This window comes from Sphingomonas hankookensis (assembly GCF_001619955.1).
Taxonomy (GTDB): Bacteria; Pseudomonadota; Alphaproteobacteria; order Sphingomonadales; family Sphingomonadaceae; genus Sphingomonas; species Sphingomonas hankookensis_A.
Genome location: NZ_LQQO01000007.1, coordinates 70844 through 94285, shown reverse-complemented (window position 1 = coordinate 94285; position 23442 = coordinate 70844). Strand labels below are relative to the sequence as shown.

The window sequence follows — 23442 nt, the reverse complement described above, 5'->3', positions numbered from 1 at the left end:
TCGCGCCCCCTGCCCTCACCCGACCATGCCGCCGGCGGCGAGCACCGCCAGCGTCACCAGTTCGTTGGCGGTGCTGGTCATCGGGGCGATCTGTACCGGCTTTTCCATGCCGATCAGCATCGGGCCGATCACGTCGTCGCCGCCCAGTTCGCGCAGCAGCTTGGCCGAGATGTTGGCCGATTGCAGTCCGGGCATCACCAGCACATTGGCCGGACCCGACAGGCGGGCGAAGGGGAAGTTCGCCATCTGGCGCGGGTTGAGCGCGACGTCGGGGGCCATTTCGCCTTCATATTCGAAACCGACCTGCCGCTTGTTAAGCGCGGCCACGCCGTCGCGGACATTGTCGATCCACTGGCCTTCGGGATTGCCGAAGGTCGAATAGCTGAGGAACGCGACGCGCGGTTCGTGGCCCATGCGACGGGCGACGGCGGCGGTGCGCTCGGCAATGTCGGCCAGTTCCTCGCCCGAGGGGCGTTCGTTGATCGTGGTGTCGGCCATGAACACGGTATGGCTCTGTCCCACGAGCAGGTGAATGCCGAACGGCACCTTGCCGTCGACCGGATCGATGACCCGCCGCACGCCGCGAAACGCCTGGGCATAGGTGCGGGTGATGCCGGTGATCATCGCATCCGCAACGCCCAGCTGCAGCAGCACCGCGCCGAAGGTGTTGCGGTCCTGGTTGATCATCCGCTCGACATCGCGCTTCAGGAAGCCGCGACGCTGCAGCCGCCCATAGAGGAAGTCGACCATCTGCGGCACCATCTCGCTGGTGCGGCTGTTATGGACTTCATATTCCTCGGGATTGGCGACGCCGAGCGCGCGCAGCTGGTCATAGACGTCGTCGCGACCGACCAGCACCGGGATGCCATAGCCACCTTCCTTGAAGGCGATGGCGGCACGCAGCACGACTTCCTCTTCGCCTTCGGCGAACAGCACGCGCTTGGGGTGCGCGCGGGCGCCCTCATAAGCCATGGTCAGGACCGAAGTGGTCGGGTTGAGGCGCGCGCGCAGCTGCTGGCGATAGGCCTCCATGTCGAGGATCGGGCGCGTCGCGACGCCCGAATCCATCGCTGCCTTGGCAACGGCGGAGGGCACCAGTTCCATCAGGCGCGGGTCGAACGGCGCGGGGATGATGTAATCGGGGCCGAAGCTGTGCTGCGTGCCATAGGCGAGCGCGACTTCCTCCGGCACGCGCTGGCGCGCGAGTTCGGCGATGGCGGTCGCGGCGGCGATCTTCATCTCGTCATTGATGCCGGTGGCGCGGACGTCGAGCGCGCCGCGGAAGATGAAGGGGAAGCCGATGACGTTGTTGACCTGGTTCGGATAGTCCGAGCGGCCGGTGGCGACGATCGCGTCGGGGCGCGCGGCCTTGGCCAGTTCGGGGCGGATTTCCGGCTCCGGATTGGCCATCGCGAAGATGATCGGCGACGGCGCCATGTCCTTGACCATTTCGGGCTTCAGCGCGCCCGCCGCGGAGAGGCCCAGGAACACGTCGGCGCCGTGCAGCGCCTCGGTCAGCGTGCGGCGGTCGGTGGCGGCGGCATGGGCCGACTGCCACTGGTTCACGTCGTCGCGGCCCTGATAGATGACGCCGGTGCGGTCGCACATGATGACGTTTTCATGGGCGACGCCCATCGCCTTCATCAGTTCGGTGCAGGCGATGGCGGCGGCACCCGCCCCGTTCACCACGACCTTGACCTCGGACAGCTTGCGCTTGGTCAGCAGGCAGGCGTTGATGAGGCCGGCGGCGCAGATGATCGCGGTGCCGTGCTGGTCGTCGTGGAAGACGGGAATGTTCATGCGTTCCCGAAGGGTCTGCTCGATGATGAAGCATTCGGGTGACTTGATGTCTTCCAGATTGATGCCGCCGAAGCTCGGCTCCATCAGCTCGACCGCGTCGATGAAGCGGTCGACATCCTCGGTCTTCAGCTCGATATCGATCGAATCGACGTCGGCGAAGCGTTTGAACAGCACCGCCTTGCCCTCCATCACCGGCTTCGACGCCAGCGCGCCGAGATTGCCGAGGCCGAGGATCGCCGTGCCGTTCGAGATGACCGCGACCAGATTGCCCTTGGCGGTATAGTCGTAGGCGGTGGCGGGATCGTCGTGGATCGCCTTCACCGGTACCGCGACGCCGGGCGAATAGGCGAGCGCGAGGTCGCGCTGGGTCGCCATCGGCTTGGACGCGATGATCTCGATCTTGCCCGGACGGCCTTCCGAATGGAACAGCAGCGCCTCGCGCTCGGAAAACTGGTCGGTGGTTTCGGACACTGGCGATCTCCCGTTTGGATGGGCTTTACGCAGGGGAAGGCGCGCGGGGCAAGGGTGAAGGGCGCGCGGATATGCTTTGATACGCTTGCGCGGGCACGCCGCCGGACGGTATCGCCCGGCGATGGCAAGCAAGGCTCAGGGAACCGATTCCCCCGCCCCCACCCCGATGATGCAGCAATATCTGGCGTTGAAGGCGGAGGCCGACGATTGCCTGCTCTTCTATCGCATGGGTGACTTTTTCGAGCTGTTCCATGACGATGCGAAGATCGCCGCAGCGTGCCTCGACATCGCGCTGACCGCGCGTGGCGAGCATGACGGCGCGAAGATCCCGATGTGCGGCGTGCCGGTGCATTCGGCCGAGGGGTATCTGGCGCGGCTGATCAAGGCGGGGCACCGGGTCGCCATCGCCGAACAGGTCGAAAGCCCGGAAGAGGCGAAACGCGCGAGGGGTTCCAAAGCGCTGGTCGCGCGGGCGATCGTGCGGGTGGTGACGGCAGGCACGCTGACCGAGGAAGCGCTGCTCGATGCGCGCGCGGCGAACTGGTGCGCGTGCATCGGCGAGGCGGCGGGCGGCGTGGCGATTGCCGCCGCCGATGTATCGACCGGCCGGTTCGAAGTGATCGAGACCGATGCCGCCGGCCTGACCGCCGCGCTCGCCCGGTTGCAGGCGGTCGAGGTGGTCGCGGCGGAGACGTCGACCTTTGCCGAGGTCGCGACGCTGCTGCGCGCCAGGGCCGATTTCGACAGTGCGTCCGGCGAGGCGCGGTTGAAGGCGCTGCACGGCGTCGCGACGCTCGACGGGTTCGGGCAGTTTTCGCGTGCCGCGCTGGCGGCGGCGGGTGGCCTCATTGCCTATCTCGACCATACGGCGCGGGGGCAATTGCCGTTCCTGCGCCCGCCGGTCTGCGCGGCCGATGGCCAGTGCATGGCGATCGATGCGGCGACGCGCGAGAGCCTCGAACTGACGCGGACGGCGGCGGGGGCGCGGGCGGGCAGCCTGCTGGCGGAGGTCGACCGGACGGTGACGGGCGCCGGTGCGCGGTTGCTGGCGAGCGATATCGCCGCGCCGTTGATGGACCGGGCGATGATCGAGGGCCGCCATGCCGCGGTGGCGTGGGCGCATGACGATCCCGGTTTGCGCGACGAGCTGCGCACGACGCTGCGCGCCTTGCCCGATATCGGCCGGGCGCTGGGGCGGATCGCGGCGCGACGCGGCTCCCCGCGCGATCTGGGGCAGTTGCGCGACGGGTTGAGCGCGGCATGGACGCTGGGGCAGCGGCTGGACAAACTGCCGGCCGTGCCGCCGCTGATCGTCGAGCTGGCGCCGCGGCTGCGCGGGCATGGCGAGCTGATCGACCTGCTGACGCGCGGGCTGGTGCCGATGCCGCCGATCGATGCGGCGGCGGGCGGGTTCGTGGCGGAAGGATATGACGCCGCGCTCGATGCGCTGCGCGATACCGGCGCCGGCGGGCGGCGGGCGATTGCCGCGCTGGAGGCGCAGTATCGGGAGCGGACCGGGATTTCGGCGCTCAAGATCCGGCACAATGGCGTGCTCGGCTATCATGTCGAGGTGCCGGCGCGCGCCGCCGACAAGCTGATGGCGGCCGATAGCGGCTTTACCCATCGCCAGACATTGGCCGGGGTCGTCCGCTTCAACGCGCCCGACCTGCACGAAGCGGCGCTGAAGGTGACCCAGGCTGGCGCGCATGCGCTGGCGGCGGAGGCGGCGCATCTGGAGGCGTTTACCGAAGCCGCGCTTGACAAGCGGGAAGCGATCGCCGCGACGGCGGATGCGCTGGCGCGGATCGACGTGACGGCGGCGCTGGCCGAACGTGCGGCCGAGGGCGGCTGGGCGCGCCCAGTGCTGGTCGATCATAGCTGCCTCGAGATCGTCGGCGGGCGGCATCCGGTGGTCGAGAGCGCGGTGGCGAGGAGCGGCGGGCGGTTCGTGGCGAACGACTGTCGGCTGTCGGAAAGCTCGCGGCTGTGGCTGGTCACGGGGCCGAACATGGGCGGCAAGTCGACCTTCCTGCGGCAGAATGCGCTGATCGTCGTGCTGGCGCAGGCGGGCAGCTTCGTGCCGGCGACCTCGGCGACATTGGGGCTGGTCGACCGGTTGTTCAGCCGGGTCGGCGCGTCGGACAATCTGGCGCGCGGGCGGTCGACCTTCATGGTCGAGATGGTCGAGACGGCGGCGATCCTGGCGCAGGCGACGCCCCGGTCGTTCGTGATCCTCGACGAGGTGGGGCGCGGTACGTCGACCTATGACGGCTTGGCGATCGCGTGGGCGGTGGTCGAGGCGATCCATGAGGATAATCGCTGCCGCTGCCTGTTCGCGACGCATTATCACGAGCTGACGCGGCTGGCCGAGCGGTGCGACGCGCTGTCGCTGCACCATGTCCGCGCGCGCGAGTGGAAGGGCGATCTGGTGCTGCTGCACGAACTGGCCGAGGGGCCGGCGGATCGCAGCTATGGCATCGCCGTCGCGCGCCTCGCCGGGCTGCCGCCGGCGACATTGCAGCGGGCGAAGGCAGTGCTGGCGAAGCTGGAGGCGGGCAAGGCCAAGACCGGCGGCATTGCGGCGGGGCTGGACGACCTGCCGCTGTTCGCCGCGATGGCCCCGGTCGAGGAGGCGCCGGTCGACGGGTTGCGGGAGGCATTGGGCGCGCTGGACGTCGATGCGATGTCGCCAAGGGAGGCGATGGAGGCGCTGTACCGGTTGAAGGGGCTGGTTTGAGGGGAATGGCGTCGTGTATCTCTCTGTCCGTCACCCCGGGCTTGACCCGGGGTCCCGCTTCTTACCGACCCGCGAAGAAGAAGTAGCGGGACCCCGGATCAAGTCCGGGGTGACGGACGGGTTGCGCCTCCCCTACCAACCTCCCGACAGTTTCCTCCGATGTCACCGGATACGACCGCGCGTCGATCGAACCGCACGCCGTTCACAACGACCGCTTTGCAAAGCGCCGCCCGCGCGATAGCCACGCCGGACGAACGGGAGAGACGCTATGCACGAACTGACGCGGCGGGACTTGCTGGCAGCCGCCGGTGCGACGATCGGCACCGCCGCCCTGCCCGCCTTTGCGGCCCCGCGTGGCGACGATGCGTTTCTGCTGAGCTACTTCACCGACAAGGACGAAGGGCGCGCGGGGCTGAAACTGGCGCGGAGCGACGACGGGTTCGTCTTCACTCCGCTAGGCGGCGGGCGCGGGTTCCTGATGCCCGAGGTCGGCAAGGACAGGTTGATGCGCGATCCGCATCTGTGCCAGGCGCCCGACGGGCTGTGGCATCTGGTGTGGACCAGCGACTGGTTCGGGCCGGTGATCGGCCATGCGACCTCGCGCGACCTGATGCACTGGTCGAAGCAGCAGACGATCCCGGTGATGACCGCGTTCGCGGGGGTGCGCAACAGCTGGGCGCCGGAAACGGTCTATGACCCCAAGCGGCGCGATTTCATGATCTTCTGGTCGAGCAGCATCGACGGCAAATACGGCGCGACGCCGGGCGAGCGGTTCGAGGGGCTGAAGCTCAGGCCCTATTACACCCGGACCCGCGATTTCCGAACCTTTTCGCCGACGAAACTGCTGTTCGATCCGGGGTTCGATTCGATCGACTTCACCCTGCTGAAGCTGCCGCAGGGCGGCTATCGCATGATCTACAAGGACGAGACGCACGACGTCGAACAGCGCCGCTGGGTGGTCAGCAGTTCGGCGGCGTCGCCGACCGGGCCGTTCGGACCGGCGAGCAAGCCGTTCAGCCCGACCATGACCGAGGGGCCGAGCGCGGTGTGGATCGATGGGCGCGCCGTCGTCTATTACGACGTGTACGAAAAAGGCTATTTCGGCGCGGCGTCGACCACCGATTTCGTGACGTGGCGGGACGAGACGGCGCGGGTGCGCTTTCCCAAGGAAGCGCGCCACGGCACCGTGCTGCGTGTGCCGCGTGGTTTCATCGACAAGATCGCCTGACGGTCATGGACCTGTCCGCGATCGTCGCCGACATCGCCGCCGAAATGGCCGATGCACCCGATCGCGGGCGGCCGGCCGACTATATTCCGCCGCTTGCCGCCGTCGATCCGAACCGGTTCGGCATGGCGGTGATCGAGGCGGACGGGACCTGCCATCTGGCGGGCGATGCCGAGGAGAGTTTCTCGATCCAGTCGGTGTCGAAGGTGTTCGCGCTGACGCTGGCGCTGGGCGCGGTCGGGGACCAGTTGTGGAAGCGGGTCGGGCGCGAGCCGTCGGGCAGCGCATTCAATTCGATCGTGCAGCTGGAAAGCGAACACGGCATTCCGCGCAACCCGTTCATCAATGCCGGCGCGATCGTGGTCGCCGACATATTGCTCGGCCGCTACGAACCGCGCGAGGCGCTGGGCGAGCTGCTGCGCTTCGTCCGCGCCGCGGCGGGCGAGGACGGGATCTTCATCGACGAGAACGTCGCGAAGGCGGAACAGGATACGGGGTTCCGCAACCTGGCGCTGGCCAGCTACATGCGCGCGTTCGGCAATCTCCACCATGACCCGCACGTGACGCTGGGCGTCTATTTCCACCAATGCGCGCTGGCGATGAGCTGTCGGCAGCTGGCGCTCGCCGGGCGCTATCTGGCGGCGGGCGGGGTCAATCCGACCACCGGGCGCAATGTCGTGTCGGCGCAGCGGGCGCGGCGGATCAACGCGCTGATGCTGACCTGCGGCCATTATGACGGGTCGGGCGAGTTCGCCTTCCGCGTCGGCCTGCCGGGCAAGAGCGGGGTCGGCGGCGGTATTCTGGCCATTGCGCCGGGCATCGCGTCGATCGCGGTATGGTCGCCGGGGCTGAACGAACGCGGCAATTCGCAGCTGGGGACGGTCGCGCTGGAACGGCTGGTGCAGCGGACCGGGTGGTCGGTGTTCGAGCCGCGTTGACGGTCGATTGGGGCAGTTGCTCTCGCGTCACCCCGGCCTTGAGCCGGGGTCCCGCTTCCTTACCGGCCGCAGAAAAAGAAGCGGGACCCGGATCAAGTCCGGGGTGACGAAGACGGCAGGTGGTGCGAACTGGCCGATACGCACCGTACCCCCGCGCAGGCGGGGGTCCAGAGTACCAGATGCCGCCGGAGCGATCGTGACCCTGGATCCCCGCTTGCGCGGGGATACGGTGGCGCGTGGGATTACCGTTGCGGTGCCGGCTGCGGCGTGAAGCTGGTCACGTTCGCCATGCCGTTGGCGCCGAAGGTGATGATATGGCGCGACCCTTCCTGACAGGTGGCGACCCAGCTGCCCGGCTTTTCACCCCGTTCGGACGAGGTCACGCCCTGGCAGCGCAGCCCCGCGTCGCGGATTGCGCGGATGAACACGCCGTCGCGCTGGCCGGGCGACAGCGCCTCCACCTGGGTCGCCATCTGCTGCGCTTCGACCGCGTTGGCGGCGGCGGCTTCGTTGGCCGCGGCCTGCTGCTCGGCGCTCGGCCCGCAAGCCGCCAGCATCAGCGATCCACCCAGCATCACCAGCAACGCACGCATGTCTCGTCTCCCGTTCCAAGGCCGCAGGCGCGGCGACTGTCCGAAGCGGACAAAGCCCGATCGCGCCTGCGGGTTCCGTCATCCTTATCGCTGATACGCCTTGGGCAGGCCCTGTTCGACGGGGTTGAGATAGCGGTCGCGCAACCGGGTCTGGCGGTTGGTCAGCGGCTGTTCGACGCCGTCGATGAACAGCTGGGTCGGGGCCGATCCGATCTCCAGCGGATCGCCGTCCCAGATCACCACGTCGCCGCGCCGGCCGGGGCTGAGCGAGCCGATCTCCCCCTCCATCCCGATCGTGCGCGCGGGCAGCGAGCTGATCGTGGCGAAGGCGGCCCCCCAGTCGAGGCCCGAGGCGCCCGGCACCTTCGACAGCGCGACGAGATTGCCGGCATATTGCCGCACCAGTCGTGCCTGCCGTGCCTCGTCGTCGCCGATCGTGCCGATGCCGACGACCACGCCGGCGGCCTTCATCCGGCCGATATTGGACTGGGTGGCGGCGAGCTGTTCGAAGCTGGCGGGCAGGTCGGACAGCGCGCTGGCGAGTACCGGCACGTTCGCGGCCGCGATCTGCCGCGCGACGGTCCAGCCTTCGCTGGCGCCGACGAGGACCGGCTTCAGCCCGGCGAACTCGCGCTTGAGTGCCAGCACGCCCAATATGTCGGAGGCGCGTTCGACATGGATCAGCAGCGGCACCTGTCCGCTCAGCACCTTTTGCAGCGCCTGCGCATCGGTGCGGGTCAGCAGCGCTTCCTTGCCGCGATCGGCGAAGCTGGCCGGGTTGCGGGCATATGCCTGCGCCTCGAACAGCGCGTTGCGGAACATCGCCATCGCCGCCGGGCGGCTGCCGCCCGCCGCACGCGCGCCGGCTTCGCCCCATTCCATGAACTGGAACGCCTGCGGCCGGGTGACCGCATCCATGTCGTTGGCGAGGTCGATGACCGCGCCCTGGCCCGCAAAGATCGAGCCGGCATTGTCGGGCGCGACGATCGCGCGGGTAATGCCGTCGGTGCGGTTGATCGCGATCGGCGTCGCGCGCGGATTGACCGCCGAGGCGATGTCGAGGCCTGCATTGAACACGCTCTCGCGCGCCGAGGCATCGTTGGTCGCCGACACGCCGTCGACCTCGATGATGCCGAGGCGGGTGAAGCCGGCGACGAGGCCGGGCGTGACATAGCGCCCGCCGGCATCGATGGTGCGACCACCCGCCACCGCTGCGCCGCGACCGGCGCTGACAACGCGGCCGCCGCGCACGACGACGGTGCCGCCCTCGATCGGGGCCGATCCGTCGCCCAGCACGAGCCGGGCATTGGTGATGGTCACGTCCTGCGCGGCAGCAGGCATGGCAACGGCAGCGCTGGCGAACAGCGCGGCGAGGAACAGGCGCTTCACTTCGCATCCCCTTCGCCGGGCTGGCCGAGTTCGAAATCGGATACCGGTCGCATCTTCGGATTGTTCGCGTCGTAGAGCAGCGCGCCGTCGACCCACACCATCTGCGGGCGGGTATAGACGCTGAACGGATCGCCGTTCCACAGCACCACGTCGGCCATCTTGCCGGCCTTGAGCGAGCCGGTCACCTTGTCGATGCCGAGCGCCTTCGCCGGATTGATCGCCAGCCACGTCCACGCATGTTCGGGCGTCACGGTGATGCCGGCGCGCTTGGCCGAGGCGATGACCTTCGCGACCTCCTGATTAAGCCGCTGGATGCCGTTGGCGTCGTCGGAATGGATCATCGCGCAGGCGCCCTGCTGGTCGAGGATCGCCAGGTTCTCGCCGATCGCGTCGTAGCTTTCCATCTTGAAGCCGTACCAATCGGCCCACACCGCCGAGCAGACCCCGCGCGCCTTCAACAGGTCGGCGATCTTGTAGCTTTCGACCGCGTGGTGGAAGGCGGTGACCTTGTACCCCATCTCCTGCGCCATATCCATGACGATGGCCATTTCGTCGGCGCGGTAGCAATGGTTGTGGACGAGGATCTCGCCGTCCAGCACCCCGCGCAGCGTGTCCATGGCGAGGTCGCGGGTCGGCGCTTCGCCACCATCCTCCTCATATTTGTCCCATTTGCGGTCATAGTCCTTCGCGCGCAGCCACGTCGCGCGGTCGACCGCGACATTGCCCATGCGGGTCGACGGCATCCGCCCCTTCGACCCGTAGACGCGCTTCGGGTTCTCGCCGCACGCCATCTTGAAGCCATAGGGCGCGCCGGGGAACTTCATCGCCTGCATCGTGCGGCCATAGACGTTCTTCAATGTGACCGAGCGGCCGCCCATCAGGTTCGCCGATCCGGGCAGGATCTGCAGCGTGGTGACGCCGCCATTGGTCAGCGCGCGGGCGAAGCCCGGGTCCTGCGGCCAGACGCTGTGTTCGGCCCATACTTCGGCGGTGACCGGGCCGGTCATCTCGTTCCCGTCGCTATGCGCCTCGACGCCGGGGCTGGGATAATCGCCCAGATGGCTGTGGACGTCGATGACGCCGGGGGTCACCCATTTGCCCTGCCCGTCGATCACGGTCACGCCATCCGCAGCCGCGATGGCCTGCCCGACCTCGACGATCTTGCCGTCGCGGAACAGGACCGACCCGTTATTGATCCGCCCGCCCTCGCCATCGAGGATGGTGACGTTGGTGACCAGCGTCGCGCGGCCCGGATAGGCGCGATAGGTCGAGGGGAACGGGTCATGGTCATAGCCCTTGCCCGCGCCGGGCCCCTTGCCCTTCGGCGCGTCGGCGGAGGCGGAGCGCACCTCCCTGCCATCGCCGGTACAGGCGACCAGCCCGGCGGCCAGCGCCGCCAACGTCAATGTTCGGATCACGCGGAAACTCCCCCTTTTTACGATCATGGTCACGCGAAGACGGTTTCGAGGTCGTGGGTCCCCGACCCTTCCTTCGCGGTGCGGATTTCGTGGTAGACGGCGGCGGTGCCGGTCGCGGGCAGCACGCCGAGCAGCGTCGCGAAGACCGCGCGGATCACCGAAGCGGTCCAGCCGCCACCGGCACCCAGCAGCAGCACGATCGGCCCCTGCACGAGCAGGCTGACGACCAGCCACAACAGGCCGACGATGACGAGCAGCAGCAACAACCGCCAGCGCATGCCGCGCATCAGCTGGCTGCTGCGGGAAAAACATTCGAGCGCGCCCCGCCCTTCGGCCGCCATCACCGGCACGACGACGAACCAGGTCAGGATCACGAAGATCGCGGGCAAGAAGAACAGCACCATGCCGGCGAATACCGCGATGCCGAACAGCAGGAACATCGCCAGCGCCGGCAGGAACCGCCGCAACGCCATGCGCAGCGTCGCCGCCGGATCGACCGGTCGCCCCGCCAGCGTGTCGACCGCTAGGCCCGCCATGAACACCATGACCGGGGGATAGAGCAGCAGCCCGAGCATCCCCAGCGGCGCGACCGACGACCCGGCCTCGACCAGCCGGTCGGCGTCATAGGCGTTGGGCGCGAACAGCGGCATCAGCAGTTGCGCGGGCGCATTGAGCAGCGCGCTGGCGGCGAACAGCGGTAGCGGGGCACCGCCGATCGCCGCGAAGCTGTTGGAGATCACGCGGCCCATCGCAAAGGGATAGGGCGAGCGCCGCGCCTCGAAAAACGCACCCACGATCGCCGCCACCAGGAACAGGAGGGGCAGCAGCAACAGCAGGAATAGAAACGTCATCACCGGCAGGTCCCCCGGAGCCGCCCCGGCCCTTAACCGAAAGTTAGGGTGGAAAAGCGTTGCATGTAAATCGGCGATTTGCTCCAAGCGTCGCCATGCCACCGGCGGTGACAGGGGGACGGGAGTTTGGCGGGGGCTGAAGCGGCGGACGGACTGGGCCAGGCCGCCGCATCGGTGCCGCCGATCGATTCGGCGAAGGTCGATGCCGCGTGGAAGACGATCCGCGCCGACGGGTCGATCCAGTTCGACCTGCCCGAAAAACTGCCCGAACCGCGCGATCCGCCGCCCGAATGGCTGGAACCGGTACTGCGCGCGATCGGCAATTTCGTCCAATGGGTCGGCGGCGGCTGGCAGGTGATCCTGTGGGTGATCGGCATCGTCATCGCAATCGCGCTGCTGTTCGCGCTGGTGCCGTCGCTCCGCGAATGGATCGCCGAACGGCTCGGCCGTCGCCGCGTGGTGGAGGAAGCGCCCCCCTGGACACCGACCGAAACCCGCGCGCGCGCGCTCTTGGAGGATGCGGACGCGCTGGCGGCTGAGGGTCGGTTCGACGAGGCGGTCCACCTGCTGCTGTTCCGCAGCATCGACGACATCGTCGCATGGCGCGGCGACGTGGTGCGCCCGGCCGATACCAGCCGCGACATCGCCCGTGCCGAGGCGCTGCCGCCGCACGCGCGCGGCGTGTTCGCCGGTATCGTCGCGGCGGTCGAGCGGAGCCTGTTCGGCGGGCGGGCGCTGGGCGCCGACGACTGGCAGCGCGCGCGGGCAGACTATGCCGGCTTTGCACTGAAGGGCGCGCGGTGAGCCAGCCCTCCCCCTTTGCCGCGCGGACGGTCGTCATCCTGGTCATCGGCGGCGCGCTGCTGCTGCTCGCCTCCATCCTGATGTCCGGCTTCGGCGACGAGATCGCGCGCGCGACCGGAGAGGCACCGGCGGCGGATCGCAAGGACGGCGCGGGCTATCATGCGTTCCAGCGGCTGGTCGAGGCGGTGCAGCCGCCCGAGGGGGACGTGACCGAATCGACGGCAGCGGCGTCGATCCTGATCCTGACCCCGACCGAGGCGACCCGGCCGGAGGATGTGCGCGCGATCGTCAATCAACGCATCGCGCTGGCATCGCGGATGACCGGCGGCGACGATTTCGTTGCAAGAGAGGGGCATCCGCTGCTGCGCTATGCCACGCTGATCATCCTCCCCAAATGGCAGGTCGAAAAGCTGCCGTTGCAGGGCGGCCGGGTGCAGCGCACCGGCCAGGTCGATGGCGCCAAGTTGCAGCAGCTGGTCCCGGCCGAGGCGGAATGGCATACCGAGGACCGGTCCGACATCGGCGTGATGCGGGCGGAATATCCTGGCCTGCGCGCCTTCGCCCTGCCCGACCGCCGGGTGAACGCGATGGCCGGCGACACCATCACCCCGCTGATCGGTGCGCGCGACGGCGCGGCGGTGCTGGGGCAGATCGGGTCGAGCGACACGTTCGTGCTGGTCGATCCCGATCTGGTCAACAATCGCGCCATGGCCGACGAGCGCAATGCGAAGGCCGCGCTGGCGATGCTCCGCGCGATCGATCCCGAACATGACGGGCGCGCGCTGTTCGATCGGTCGTTGCATTACACGCGGGGCGACCGCAATCTGGTCAAATTGCTGTTCCTGCCGCCGTTCCTGGGCGTCACGCTGGCGCTGATCGCCGCTGCCGTGCTGGCGGGGATCGCCGCCGCCGGGCGGTTCGGCCCGCCGCTGCGCGAAAGGCGCGCGGTAGCCGCAGGCAAGCGCGCGCTGATCGACAATATCGTCGCGCTGACCCGGCTGGCCGGGCGTACCCCGCTGGTCGGGCCGCGCTATGCCGACATGATGCTGGAGCTGCTGTCGCGGCGGTTGCTGGCGGGCGAAGCGCCCTCGGCCGACCGGCTCGACCGGGTGCATCCCGGCTATTCCGAACTCGACCGTCGCCTGCGCGATGCCCGCACCGAGAGTGAGGCATTGGCGGCGGCGAAGGACCTGACCGCATGGAAGAAGGAAACAGGCGCATGACGCTCGACGAGGTACGGTCGCTGGGATCGGCGATCGACCGGGAGATCGCGAAGGCGGTCGTGGGACAGGCGGATGCCGTCCGGCTGCTGACCATCGCGCTGTTCTCGGCCGGTCACGTCCTGTTGGAAGGGCCGCCGGGCACCGCCAAGACGTTGCTGGCGCAAAGTTTCGCGCGGACGCTGGGGCTCGATTTCGGGCGCATCCAGTTCACGCCGGACCTGATGCCCGGCGACATTATCGGGTCGAACCTGTTCAATTTCCAGACCTCGACCTTCGCGCTGACCCGCGGGCCGGTCTTCTGCGAACTGCTGCTGGCCGACGAGATCAACCGCACCCCGCCCAAGACGCAGGCGGCCCTGCTGGAAGCGATGCAGGAACGGCGCATCACCATCGACGGGCGGACCGAGCATCTGTCCGACCGCTTCACCGTCGTCGCGACACAGAACCCGATCGAGCAGCAGGGCGTCTACCCGCTGCCCGAGGCGCAGCTCGACCGGTTCCTGTTCAAGATCGCGATCGGCTGGCCGAGCCTCGACGCCGAACGCGCGATCGTCGCCCAATATGGCAGCCGCACCGGCACCCCGGCCCCGCAGGATTCAGGCGTGGCGCAGGTGGCGGACGGCGGCGCCATCGCCGCCGCGATCGATGCGGTGGGTCAGGTGCGGCTGGTCGACGAGGTGATCGACTATATCGTGCGGCTGATCCGCGCGACCCGCGAGCATGGCGACCTGTCGTCGGGTGCGTCCCCACGCGCCGCATCGGCGCTGGCGGCGGCGGCGCGGGCGGGCGCGGCATTGGACGGACGCGACTATGTGATCCCGGACGATGTGAAGGAACTGGCCCCCGCCCTGCTGCGCCACCGGCTGATCCTGTCGCCCAGCGCCGAGATCGACGGACGACGGGTCGATGACGTCGTCGCCAGCCTGATCGCATCGGTCGAAGCGCCGCGATGATCGTTCCCACGCCCCGTGCCATCCAGCTGACCGCGCTCGCCGCGCCGGTCGGGCTGGCGCTGGGCGTGCTGGCCCCGGCGGCGTGGATCGCGGCGCCGTTATGGATCGCGGGCGTGCTGGCGCTGATCGTCGCCGATGCGCTGCTGGCGAAGAAGCCGGTGCTGGCGATGCCGGAGGGGCTGCCCGCGACGCTGAACATCGGCGAGCGCTTCACGCTCGGCAATGCCGACATGGCCGCCGACTTCGACGGGCCGATCAAGCGGACCGCCCCGGGCAGCTTTCGTGCCGAGCGACGCGGCAAGGCGCGGCTGCGGCGGCTCTGGGCGCGGCGCGCGGGGCCGATGGGGCTGGCATGGCGACAGGCGACCGGCCGCGCCGATCGCGATATTCCGATATTGCCCGACATCCGCCCGGTTCGCGACCAGGGAATGCGGCAATATCTCAACAGCCTGAGCGTCGGGAACCGGCTGCGCCGCGACCATGGCGACGGGCAGGACTTCCAGGTGCTGACCGATTTCGAGGCCGGCATGGAACGCCGCGCGATCGACTGGAAGGCATCGGCCCGCCATGCATCGCTGCTGGCGCGCGAATTCCATACCGAACGCGACAATATGATCGCGTTCGCCATCGATGCCGGGCGGGCGATGACCGATCCGGTCGGCGATATCCCGCGCATCGACCGCGCGGTGTCCTCGGCCCTGCTGGCGGCGTTCGTGGCTCTAAAGTCCGGCGACCGGGTGCGGCTCTATTCGTTCGGCGCGCGGCCGCAGGTCGACAGCGGCAGCATCGGCGGGGGCACGCGCGGCTTCGCCCGGCTGCACCACGCCGCCGCCGATATCGATTACGGCGCGGAGGAGAGCAACTATACGCTCGGCCTCGTCACGCTCGACCAGAAGCTCGACCGGCGCGCTTTGGTGGTGATCTTCACCGAATTTACCGACACGACCAGCGCCGAACTGCTGCTCGCCGCCGCGCAGCGGATGCTGAAGCGGCACCGCGTCCTGTTCGTGCTGTTCCGTGATGTCGAGCTGGAGGGATTGCGCGATGCCGAGCCGGGCCATGCCGACGATCTTGTCCGCGCCCATGTCGCGCACCTGCTGCTGCGCGACCGGGCGATCGTGGTCGAACGGCTGCGGCGGATGGGGATCGACGTGATCGAGGCGACGGCGGACGCCATGCCGCTCGCCCTGGTCGAACGCTATCTGAACCACCGGGAGCGCGGCCGATGACCGTCACCTTCGCCACGCACCATTTCCGCGCCGAACGCGAGGGCGACTGGGCACGGCTGGAAGCGCTACTCGACCAGCTGGAAAAGAAATCGCCGCGCCGCCTGTCGGACGAGGATCTGGTCGACCTGCCCCGCCTGTACCGCGCGACCCTGTCGGCGCTGTCGATCGCGCGGGCGACGTCGCTCGACGCGTCGCTGGTCGGCTATCTGGAGGCGCTGTCGACGCGGGCCTATTTCGCGCTCTATTCGGCGCGCGAGCCGTGGTGGCAGCAGGTGAAGGCGTTCTTCGTCAGCGGCTGGCCGCGCGCGGTGCGGGCGATCGCGCCCGAACTGCTGCTGTCGACCGCGCTGCTGATCCTGAGCGCGTTCGCCGCCTATCACCTCGTCCGCAGCGATCCGGCATGGTATTCGGCGATGATCTCGCCCGAACTGGCGAGCGGACGCGACATGAATGCGAGCGCCGCGACGCTGCGCGCCTCGCTCTATTCGCCGCCGACCCAGGGCGGGCTGCACGTTTTCGCCACGTCGCTCTTCACCCACAATTCCCAGGTCGCGATCATGGCCTTCGCGCTGGGCTTCCTGTTCGGCATTCCGACCATCATCCTGTCGGTGCAGAACGGGGCGATGGCGGGTGCGATGTTCGCGGCGTTCGTGCCGCACGGGCTGGGCTGGGGCCTGTTCGCGTGGCTGATGATCCACGGCACGACCGAGATCGGCGCGATTGCCATCGCCGCGGCCGCGGGGTTGCATATCGGCCGCGCCATCGCCTTTCCCGGCGAACGTACCCGCATGGCGGCTGCTGCCGACGCCGGGCGGCGCGGGGCGGTGGTGATGATCGGCGTCATCCTGATGCTGCTGGTCGCCGGACTGCTGGAGGGGTTCGCCCGGCAGCTGGTCATCGACGACAGCGCGCGGCTGGCGGTGGGCGGGTTCATGCTGGCGCTGTGGACGCTCTATTTCACCGTCGGGGGCCGTCGTGGCAAGGCGTGAGCGAAAGCCCCGCCGGCCGCGCATGCCGCGCACGCTGGAACGGCAGCTGGTCACGCCCGAGGGGGTCCCGCTGAACCTGCGGCTGGGGTCGGCGGGTGCGCGTGCCGGTGCCTTCGTGATCGATGCGATCATCATGCTGGCGGCGCTGATCGGCGCGTCGCTGCTGATCCTGGCGCTGGCGATCGGGGGACCGAGGGGTGCTGCGTCGATGTATGCGGTGGTGTGGCTGCTGGGGTTCTTCCTGCTGCGCAATTTCTACTTCGTGCTGTTCGAGGCGGGCAAGCGCGCCGCGACGCCGGGCAAGAGGCTGATGAAGCTGCGCGTGGTGTCGCGGGATGGCGGGCGGCTGACCGGATCGGCGGTGCTGGCGCGCAACCTGATGCGCGAGATCGAGATATTCCTGCCGCTGATCTTCCTCGCCTTCGCCTTTGCCGAAGGGATGGCGACGGCGTGGACCGCGACGCTGGCACTCGGATGGTCGTCGATCCTGCTGTTCCTGCCGCTGTTCAATCGCGACCGGCTGCGCGGCGGCGACCTGATCGGCGGCACCTGGGTCGTCGAGCGGGAGACGCGCAAGCTGGGCGAGGATTTGCTGGTGCAGACCGCGCATGAACAGGACCGCGCCCGCATCGCGCCGTTCACCGCCGCCGAGCTGGACACCTATGGCGCGTTCGAACTGCAGCGACTGGAAGAGGTGCTGCGCCGCAACGACCGCGCCGACCTGTATGCCGTGGCCACCGCGATCCGTCGCAAGCTGGGCCGGCAGGAGGAAGGCTATGACCATGCCTTTCTCGAGGCCTATTACGGCGCGCTGCGCCATCATCTTGAACGAAAATTGCTGTTCGGACAGCGCAAGCGCGACAAATACGACCGGATTGAAGCGAGTTAGACTTAGGTTATACTAGGCGTTAACGGGTCCCGCGCCATGGAGACGCCATGGGGATGACGACGAACAGGCAACGGATCGGACTGGCGACGGCGCTGGCCTATTTCGTCTTTTCGTCGTTGACGATCCTGTCCAATCATCAAGGCGGCCTTGCCAGCCTGGCGCCCGCTACGCCGTTCGCGCTGGCACTGCTGATCGCGCGACCGCGGCGCGACTGGACCGCGATCCTGATCGGCGGAACGATCGGCAGCATGGCCGCGACGTCGCTGTTCGGCTTCGGCCCGCTGGCGGCGGCGCCGATGGCGATCGCGAAGGTTGGCGAGGTCGGCCTGGCGGCATGGCTGTTCCGCAAGTTGCGCGGACGGCGCGGCTATTTCGGGTCGCTCGACCGGATCGGGCGGTTCGTCGCATCGGTCGGTATCGTCGCCCCGGCGCTGGGCGCGACCGTCGCCGCCACCGTCGCCGCGCTGAAATTCGGCCTGCCGTTCGACCGGCAATGGCGCATCTGGTTCGTCGGCCACAGCCTGAGCATGATCACGCTGACGCCGGTGCTGTCGCTGATCCTGAGCGGTGCGATCGAACGGCGGTGGCGCGATGCCAGCCGGCAGTTGCGGATCGAGGCGACGGTGCTGATCAGCGCGACGGCGGCAGTGGCGGTGGCGGTGTTCTTTCAGAACGAACGGCCGCTGCTGTTCCTGCCCGCGCTGCCGGTGATGCTCACCACCTTCCGCCTGGGATTGCCCGGGGCGGCGGCGTCGGCGATCGTGCTGGCGGTGATCGGCAGCTATGCGACGCTGCACGGCATGGGGCCGACCAGCTTCATCGGCGGCGACCTGCAGGGGCGGATGGAGTTCCTCCAATTCTATCTCGCCTGCACCGTACTGACGACCTTTCCGGTCGCCGCCGACCTCAGCCGGCGACAGGCACTGTACCGCCGGTTGCGCGAAAGCGAGGCGCGCTATCGCCTGCTGGCCGACCATTCGACCGATATCGTGCTGGGCATCGATCGGGGCGGGCGCATCACCTACCTCTCCCCGTCGATCGAACAGATTGTCGGGCGCAACCCGGCGCAACTGCACGGGCGCCGCGCGCTGGAGATGGTACATCCGGTCGATCGCGACCTGGTGCTGGTGTCGCATCGCGACGCGCTGACCGATGTTCAGGGCACGCAGATCGTCGAATATCGGGCGCGGGTGACCAATGGCGCGCTGCGCTGGTTCGAATCGCATACCCGCGCGGTGCAGGACGATGACGGCCGGGTGACCGGCACCGTGTCGATGATCCGCGACGTGTCGCATCGCAAGACGCTGGAGGCCGAACTGTCGCGCGCGGCGTCGACCGACCCGTTGACCGGCCTGGCCAATCGCCGGGTGTTCGATGCGGCGCTGGCGCAGCGGATCGAAATCGCCGCGCAAGGGGGAATCGCCGGCTGCGTCGCGGTGTTCGACATCGACCATTTCAAGGCGGTCAACGACCGGCACGGCCATGACGCCGGCGACCATGTGCTACAGGCATTCGCCCGGATCGCGCGCGGGGTGATGCGCGACGGTGACGTCGTCGCCCGGCTGGGCGGCGAGGAGTTCGGCATCCTGTTCCCCGGCACCGGCATCGAACAGGCGCATTGCCTGTCCGAACGGCTGCGCACGACGCTGGCGGCGACCAAGCTGCGCCACGGAGTGGCGATCGTCGAGCTGACGGTCAGCGCAGGCATCGCGCCGATCGACGGCATGGGCGGTGCAGCGGCGGTGCTGCGCGCGGCGGATACCGCGCTGTACGGAGCCAAGGCCGAAGGGCGCGACCGGCTGCGGCTGGCGGCCTGACCTTCCCATCGCGGCACGCCTGGCGGCGATTGGCGGTGTCGACCGGTGCGCGATCGGTGCTAGGGTCGGCGGCTATCGGTGACTGTGGAGGGGCTGCTTTGCGCGAGACATGGTATCGCGACCCGCGACTGGGGCTGGCCGCGGCGGTGCTCGCCGCCGTCGTGGTCGGCATCGCGGCGGGATCGGCCGGACTGCCCGGTTGGCGCATTCTGCTGCTGGCGCTGGCCGGGTTCGCGCTGGTGGCGTGGGGCTGGTTCGCGGTGCAGGGCATCGCCTGGCTCTGGCGGCAGCCCGACCGCGCCGATGTGCTGCGCGCGCTGACCCTGCAGCGCAGCCAGCATGCCTTCAACCATGCCGCGTGGAGCCGGTTCGACCGCGACGCGGCGATGCTGCGGATGCTGCTGGCCGAACGCGCGCTGATCCCGATCGAGGCGGAACTGGTGCGCCACGCGATGGCGGTAGAGCAGTTCGACGCGGTGGCGGAGACGCTGCCCGGTTTCTCGCAAGCCGCGGCGCATTGGTACGATATCGCGTCGCAGGGCCATGGCGGCCTGCCCCCCGCCACCCCGGTGCCGACGCCCGCCGCGCTGGAGGAAGCCGCGCAGCAGGTGCCGGCGACGCTGACGTCAGAGGAGGATCGCCGCGCGGCGCTGCATTATCTGGCGGTGCGCAAGCGGCTGGCCGCCGACCGGGCGGCGGTCGAACGCGAGCGGACGGCGGCGCTGCGCAAGCTGGCCGCCCCGCCACCCAGCCCGCCGGTGGAGTAAGGTCGCTTCCCCTTTCGGGGAGCCGTGGCCGGGGGCGATGTTCGACGGGGTTCGCCTTCACAACGTAACCGCGTCGTCCGCTGACAGCCCCCTCCACCATGCTGCGCACGGTCCCCCTCCCCGTGCCGGGGAGAATTTAGCGTCGGGCCAGCACCCTGCGCGCCTGCTTCAGATGGGGGGCGTCGACCATGCGGCCATCGACTTGCAGCACCCCGGCCTCCGGGTTCGCGGCGAAGGCATCGACGATCACCTGAGCGCGCTCGACCGCCTCGGCCGAGGGGGTGAAGGCGGCGTTGATCGCCGCGACCTGTGCCGGGTGCAGCGCCATCATGGCCGTGAACCCGTCGCGGGCGGCGCGGGCGGCATAGGCGGCGAGGCCCGCTTCGTCGCGGATCGCGGGATAGACGGTGTCGATCGCGGCGACCCCGGCGGCAAGCGCGCCGAACAGGGTGAGCGAGCGGGCGAGTTCATAGGGCGCGGTGTAGCGGCCATCCGCCTCGCGCGAGGTCGTTGCACCGATGGCGGCGGGCAGATCCTCCGCGCCCCAGGTGATGCCCAGCAGCCGGTGGGCGACCGCGGCATAGCTGCCGAGCTGAAAGATCGCCGCCGGGGTTTCGGTCGCGATCGGCAGCAGCGGCACCTCGGCCAGTCCGCGCGCGGCGAGCAGCGGGTCGAGCGCGGTGATGGTCGCCTGCCCTTCCGCCTTGGGCACCATGATCGCATCCGGGCGGGTGCCGGCCAGCGCGTCGAGATCGGCGAGCGCGAGCGGCCCGTCGACCGGGTTGATCCGGACGATGCGCGGGAGCGATGCCTCCTCTGCCAGCCAGTCGCGAACGGCAGTGCGGGCGGTGTCCTTAGCAGAGGCGGCGACCGCATCCTCGAGGTCGAGGATCAGCGCGTCGGCGCCGCTTCCCGCCGCCTTGGCGAAGCGATCCGCCCGGTCGCCGGGGACGAACAGCAGCGAGCGGAGCCTCATGGGCGCCGCTTCAACAGCGCGGTGCGCAGGCAGCGGCAGACGACCTCGCCGCGCTGGCTGTGCAGTTCGTGGGTGAAGGTGACGATCCCGGCATCGGGACGCGAGCGGCTGTCCTTGAGCGCGGTCACCTCGGTCGTGGCGCGCAGCGTGTCGCCAAGGAACACCGGCTTGGGCATCACCAGCTGGTCGTAGCCGAGGTTCGCGACCAGCGTGCCGAGCGTCGTTTCCCCCACCGACAGCCCGATCATCAGCGCGAAGGTGAAGGTCCCGTTGACGAGGATCTGGCCGAATTCCGACGCCCTTGCCGCCTCCGCATCGATATGCAGCGGCTGCGGGTTGTGGGTCATGGTAGAGAACAGCAGATTGTCGGTCTCGGTCACGGTGCGGCGGATCGGGTGTTCGATCCGGTCGCCGATCTGCCAGTCGTCGTAGAAGCGTCCGGTCATGCGGCGTCCTTTTCGATGCGGGCAAGCAGCACCCCTTCGGCGACCTGTGCGCCCGGCGCGGCGGACAGGTCGGCGACCATACCGTCGAACGGGCTGAGCAACGCCTGTTCCATCTTCATCGCCTCCAGCACCACCAGCCGCTGCCCGGCGGTGACGCGGTCACCCGCCGCGACCTCGACCGCGACGATGCGGCCGGGCATGGGCGAGAGGATCGCGCCGTCGCCGGCCGAGGCGCCACCGCCCTGCCCCGCGACCGGCGCGGCGAAGGGAAAGGCCTCGCCATCGGCGAACAGGACGCGCTCACGGCCGAGCTGTGCGACGGTGCCGCCGGTAACGGGCGTGGCGATGCGGGTGGCGCCACCGATGCTGACCGCGACGCGATCGTCGGGCGCGGCGTTGAGGCGGAAGCCAGTCAGCGCGCGCCATGGGTCGGTCGGGTCCGCCCGTACCAGCACCGCAGCGGCAGCTCCGACGGCGGCGTCGGACACGTGGCCGTCGGGGACCAGCCGGTCGGCATGGCGTTCGATGAAGCCGGTATCGATCCGCTGCCCCACGAAATCGGGGTCGCCGGCACAGCGGGCGAGGAAGGCGGCGTTGGTGCGGACCGGCCAGACCTGGACCGATGCGGCTGCGGCGGCGAGCTTCGCGGCGGCGGCGGCGCGGTTGGGGGCATGGACGATCAACTTGGCGATCATCGGGTCGTAATGCGGCGTCACCGCATCCCCCTGCCGCACGCCGGCATCGACGCGGATGTCGGTGGGGAGATGCAGGTGGGTCAGCGGTCCGGTCGAGGGCAGGAAGCCGGTCGCCGGGTTCTCGGCATAGAGCCGCGCCTCCATCGCCCAGCCGGTGATCGACAGTTCGTCCTGCCGTTTGGGCAGAGGCTCGCCGGACGCGACGCGGAGCTGCCATTCGACGAGGTCGGTGCCGGTAATCGCCTCGGTCACGGGATGTTCGACCTGCAGCCGCGTGTTCATTTCCATGAACCAGATGCGGTCGGCGCGCAGGCCATCCGAGGCATCGGCGATGAATTCGATCGTGCCCGCCCCGGCATAGTCGACCGCGCGGGCGGCGCGGACGGCGGCGTCGCAGACCGAGGCGCGGGTTTCCGCGTCCATGCCGGGGGCCGGCGCTTCCTCGATCACCTTCTGGTGGCGGCGTTGCAGCGAGCAGTCGCGTTCGAACAGATGGACCGCATTGCCATGGGTGTCGCCGAAGACCTGCACCTCGATATGGCGGGGCGACAGGATGTATTTCTCGATCAGCACGCGGTCGTCGCCGAACGATGCAGCGGCTTCGCGGCGGCAGCTGTCAAGGGCGTCGGCGAAGGCGGACGCGTCGTCGACGCGGCGCATCCCCTTGCCCCCGCCGCCGGCCACCGCCTTGATAAGGACCGGATAGCCGATCGCGTCGGCCTCGGCACGCAGGCGCTCGGGCGACTGGTCCTCGCCGAGATAGCCGGGGGTGACCGGCACGCCGGCGGCGATCATCCGAGCCTTGGCCGCGTCCTTCAGGCCCATCGCGCGGATCGCGGCGGCGGGCGCACCGACCCAGACGAGGCCGGCGGCGACGACCGCTTCGGCGAACTCGGCATTTTCGGACAGGAAGCCATAGCCGGGATGGATCGCGGCGGCGCCGGTCGCGCGGGCGGCGGCGAGGATTTTCGCCTGGTCGAGATAGCTTTCGCGCGCCGGGGCCGGGCCGATGCAGACGGCCTGGTCGGCTTCGGCGACGAAGGGCAGGCCGGCATCGACGTCGCTATGGACGGCGATGGTGCGCACCCCCAGCCGGCGGGCGGTGCGGAGGATGCGGCGGGCGATCTCGCCCCGGTTGGCGATCAGCAGCGATTCGATCATCGCGCCGCTCCGAAGGTGGCGAAGGTGCCGCATAGCGATGCTTTTTCGGGGGCGTCGGCGCGGCGCCCGGC

The 23442-nt window shown here is 69.2% G+C and carries 19 protein-coding genes; 11 read left to right on the top strand and 8 right to left on the bottom strand.

Annotation, left to right across the window (positions count from 1 at the left end; all coding sequences use genetic code 11):
• Positions 1-15: 15 nt before the first annotated feature.
• Positions 16-2271 carry an NADP-dependent malic enzyme gene (locus tag AVT10_RS05810; protein WP_066689314.1) on the bottom strand — a complete coding sequence of 752 codons (2256 nt, stop codon included), beginning with the start codon at positions 2269-2271 and terminating at the stop codon, positions 16-18.
• A 166-nt stretch (positions 2272-2437) separates the two neighbouring features.
• Between AVT10_RS05810 and mutS the strand changes: the two genes are divergently transcribed.
• The 3 genes from mutS (at position 2438) to AVT10_RS05795 (ending at position 7171) form a co-directional block, all read left to right on the top strand.
• Positions 2438-5008, top strand: coding sequence for a DNA mismatch repair protein MutS (gene mutS, locus AVT10_RS05805; protein WP_066689312.1), 2571 nt, complete (start codon positions 2438-2440; stop codon positions 5006-5008).
• A 268-nt stretch (positions 5009-5276) separates the two neighbouring features.
• Complete coding sequence (locus AVT10_RS05800) at positions 5277-6236, top strand: glycoside hydrolase family 43 protein (protein ID WP_066689309.1); 960 nt, start codon at positions 5277-5279, stop codon at positions 6234-6236.
• A gap of 5 nt (positions 6237-6241) precedes the next feature.
• On the top strand, positions 6242-7171 hold the full coding sequence (locus tag AVT10_RS05795; protein WP_066689308.1) for a glutaminase: 930 nt from the start codon (positions 6242-6244) through the stop codon (positions 7169-7171).
• 242 nt (positions 7172-7413) lie between these two features.
• Here the strand turns inward: AVT10_RS05795 and AVT10_RS05790 are convergent, their stop codons facing one another.
• From AVT10_RS05790 to AVT10_RS05775, 4 genes are all read right to left on the bottom strand, one after another.
• Positions 7414-7764 carry a hypothetical protein gene (locus AVT10_RS05790; RefSeq protein ID WP_066689307.1) on the bottom strand — a complete coding sequence of 117 codons (351 nt, stop codon included), beginning with the start codon at positions 7762-7764 and terminating at the stop codon, positions 7414-7416.
• A gap of 84 nt (positions 7765-7848) precedes the next feature.
• Positions 7849-9153: an amidohydrolase family protein gene (locus AVT10_RS05785; RefSeq protein WP_066689306.1), complete on the bottom strand. Its 1305-nt coding sequence runs from the start codon at positions 9151-9153 to the stop codon at positions 7849-7851.
• Entirely contained in the window at positions 9150-10571 is a 1422-nt protein-coding gene (locus AVT10_RS05780; protein ID WP_420038493.1) for an amidohydrolase, read from the bottom strand. The genes AVT10_RS05785 and AVT10_RS05780 overlap by 4 nt, the downstream gene beginning before the upstream one ends.
• 29 nt (positions 10572-10600) lie before the next feature.
• Entirely contained in the window at positions 10601-11422 is an 822-nt protein-coding gene (locus AVT10_RS05775; RefSeq protein ID WP_066689305.1) for a hypothetical protein, read from the bottom strand.
• Positions 11423-11548: 126 nt separating this feature from the next.
• Here AVT10_RS05775 and AVT10_RS05770 point away from each other — a divergent pair, with 126 nt between their 5' ends.
• The 8 genes from AVT10_RS05770 (at position 11549) to AVT10_RS05735 (ending at position 20093) form a co-directional block, all read left to right on the top strand.
• Entirely contained in the window at positions 11549-12226 is a 678-nt protein-coding gene (locus AVT10_RS05770; protein WP_232307891.1) for a DUF4129 domain-containing protein, read from the top strand.
• A complete protein-coding gene (locus AVT10_RS05765) occupies positions 12223-13449 on the top strand; it encodes a hypothetical protein (RefSeq protein WP_066689299.1) in 1227 nt (408 codons plus the stop codon). Before AVT10_RS05770 ends, AVT10_RS05765 begins: the two co-directional genes overlap by 4 nt.
• Positions 13446-14402 (top strand): AAA family ATPase, encoded by a 957-nt coding sequence (locus AVT10_RS05760; protein ID WP_066689295.1) that lies wholly within the window; start codon positions 13446-13448, stop codon positions 14400-14402. Before AVT10_RS05765 ends, AVT10_RS05760 begins: the two co-directional genes overlap by 4 nt.
• Positions 14399-15631: a DUF58 domain-containing protein gene (locus AVT10_RS05755; RefSeq protein ID WP_066689293.1), complete on the top strand. Its 1233-nt coding sequence runs from the start codon at positions 14399-14401 to the stop codon at positions 15629-15631. Before AVT10_RS05760 ends, AVT10_RS05755 begins: the two co-directional genes overlap by 4 nt.
• Entirely contained in the window at positions 15628-16620 is a 993-nt protein-coding gene (locus AVT10_RS05750) for a stage II sporulation protein M (RefSeq protein WP_066689291.1), read from the top strand. Before AVT10_RS05755 ends, AVT10_RS05750 begins: the two co-directional genes overlap by 4 nt.
• A 22-nt stretch (positions 16621-16642) precedes the next feature.
• Positions 16643-17509: an RDD family protein gene (locus tag AVT10_RS05745; protein ID WP_066689290.1), complete on the top strand. Its 867-nt coding sequence runs from the start codon at positions 16643-16645 to the stop codon at positions 17507-17509.
• Between the two features lie 47 nt (positions 17510-17556).
• The gene (locus AVT10_RS05740; RefSeq protein WP_066689288.1) at positions 17557-19326 is read left to right on the top strand and encodes a sensor domain-containing diguanylate cyclase; all 1770 of its coding nucleotides are present in this window, start codon (positions 17557-17559) and stop codon (positions 19324-19326) included.
• 98 nt (positions 19327-19424) lie between these two features.
• Positions 19425-20093, top strand: coding sequence for a hypothetical protein (locus tag AVT10_RS05735; protein WP_066689287.1), 669 nt, complete (start codon positions 19425-19427; stop codon positions 20091-20093).
• Between the two features lie 136 nt (positions 20094-20229).
• On the opposite strand, the gene AVT10_RS05730 is transcribed toward AVT10_RS05735, so the two are convergent.
• Genes AVT10_RS05730 through AVT10_RS05720 form a run of 3 tightly spaced genes read right to left on the bottom strand, consistent with a single transcriptional unit; the run spans position 20230 to position 23371 of the window.
• Positions 20230-21069 (bottom strand): HpcH/HpaI aldolase/citrate lyase family protein, encoded by an 840-nt coding sequence (locus tag AVT10_RS05730; protein ID WP_066689286.1) that lies wholly within the window; start codon positions 21067-21069, stop codon positions 20230-20232.
• Complete coding sequence (locus tag AVT10_RS05725) at positions 21066-21515, bottom strand: MaoC family dehydratase (RefSeq protein WP_066689285.1); 450 nt, start codon at positions 21513-21515, stop codon at positions 21066-21068. The genes AVT10_RS05730 and AVT10_RS05725 overlap by 4 nt, the downstream gene beginning before the upstream one ends.
• Positions 21512-23371: an acetyl/propionyl/methylcrotonyl-CoA carboxylase subunit alpha gene (locus AVT10_RS05720; protein WP_066689284.1), complete on the bottom strand. Its 1860-nt coding sequence runs from the start codon at positions 23369-23371 to the stop codon at positions 21512-21514. Before AVT10_RS05720 ends, AVT10_RS05725 begins: the two co-directional genes overlap by 4 nt.
• Positions 23372-23442: the final 71 nt, after the last annotated feature.

Coding starts and splice junctions, on each gene's coding strand:
- AVT10_RS05720 (WP_066689284.1), bottom strand. CDS start 23,371: ATGATCGAATCGCTGCTGATCGCCAACCGGGGCGAGATCGCCCGCCGC.
- AVT10_RS05775 (WP_066689305.1), bottom strand. CDS start 11,422: ATGACGTTTCTATTCCTGCTGTTGCTGCTGCCCCTCCTGTTCCTGGTG.
- mutS (WP_066689312.1), top strand. CDS start 2,438: ATGATGCAGCAATATCTGGCGTTGAAGGCGGAGGCCGACGATTGCCTG.
- AVT10_RS05795 (WP_066689308.1), top strand. CDS start 6,242: ATGGACCTGTCCGCGATCGTCGCCGACATCGCCGCCGAAATGGCCGAT.
- AVT10_RS05730 (WP_066689286.1), bottom strand. CDS start 21,069: ATGAGGCTCCGCTCGCTGCTGTTCGTCCCCGGCGACCGGGCGGATCGC.
- AVT10_RS05800 (WP_066689309.1), top strand. CDS start 5,277: ATGCACGAACTGACGCGGCGGGACTTGCTGGCAGCCGCCGGTGCGACG.
- AVT10_RS05760 (WP_066689295.1), top strand. CDS start 13,446: ATGACGCTCGACGAGGTACGGTCGCTGGGATCGGCGATCGACCGGGAG.
- AVT10_RS05725 (WP_066689285.1), bottom strand. CDS start 21,515: ATGACCGGACGCTTCTACGACGACTGGCAGATCGGCGACCGGATCGAA.
- AVT10_RS05745 (WP_066689290.1), top strand. CDS start 16,643: ATGCCGCGCACGCTGGAACGGCAGCTGGTCACGCCCGAGGGGGTCCCG.
- AVT10_RS05750 (WP_066689291.1), top strand. CDS start 15,628: ATGACCGTCACCTTCGCCACGCACCATTTCCGCGCCGAACGCGAGGGC.
- AVT10_RS05740 (WP_066689288.1), top strand. CDS start 17,557: ATGGGGATGACGACGAACAGGCAACGGATCGGACTGGCGACGGCGCTG.
- AVT10_RS05790 (WP_066689307.1), bottom strand. CDS start 7,764: ATGCGTGCGTTGCTGGTGATGCTGGGTGGATCGCTGATGCTGGCGGCT.
- AVT10_RS05755 (WP_066689293.1), top strand. CDS start 14,399: ATGATCGTTCCCACGCCCCGTGCCATCCAGCTGACCGCGCTCGCCGCG.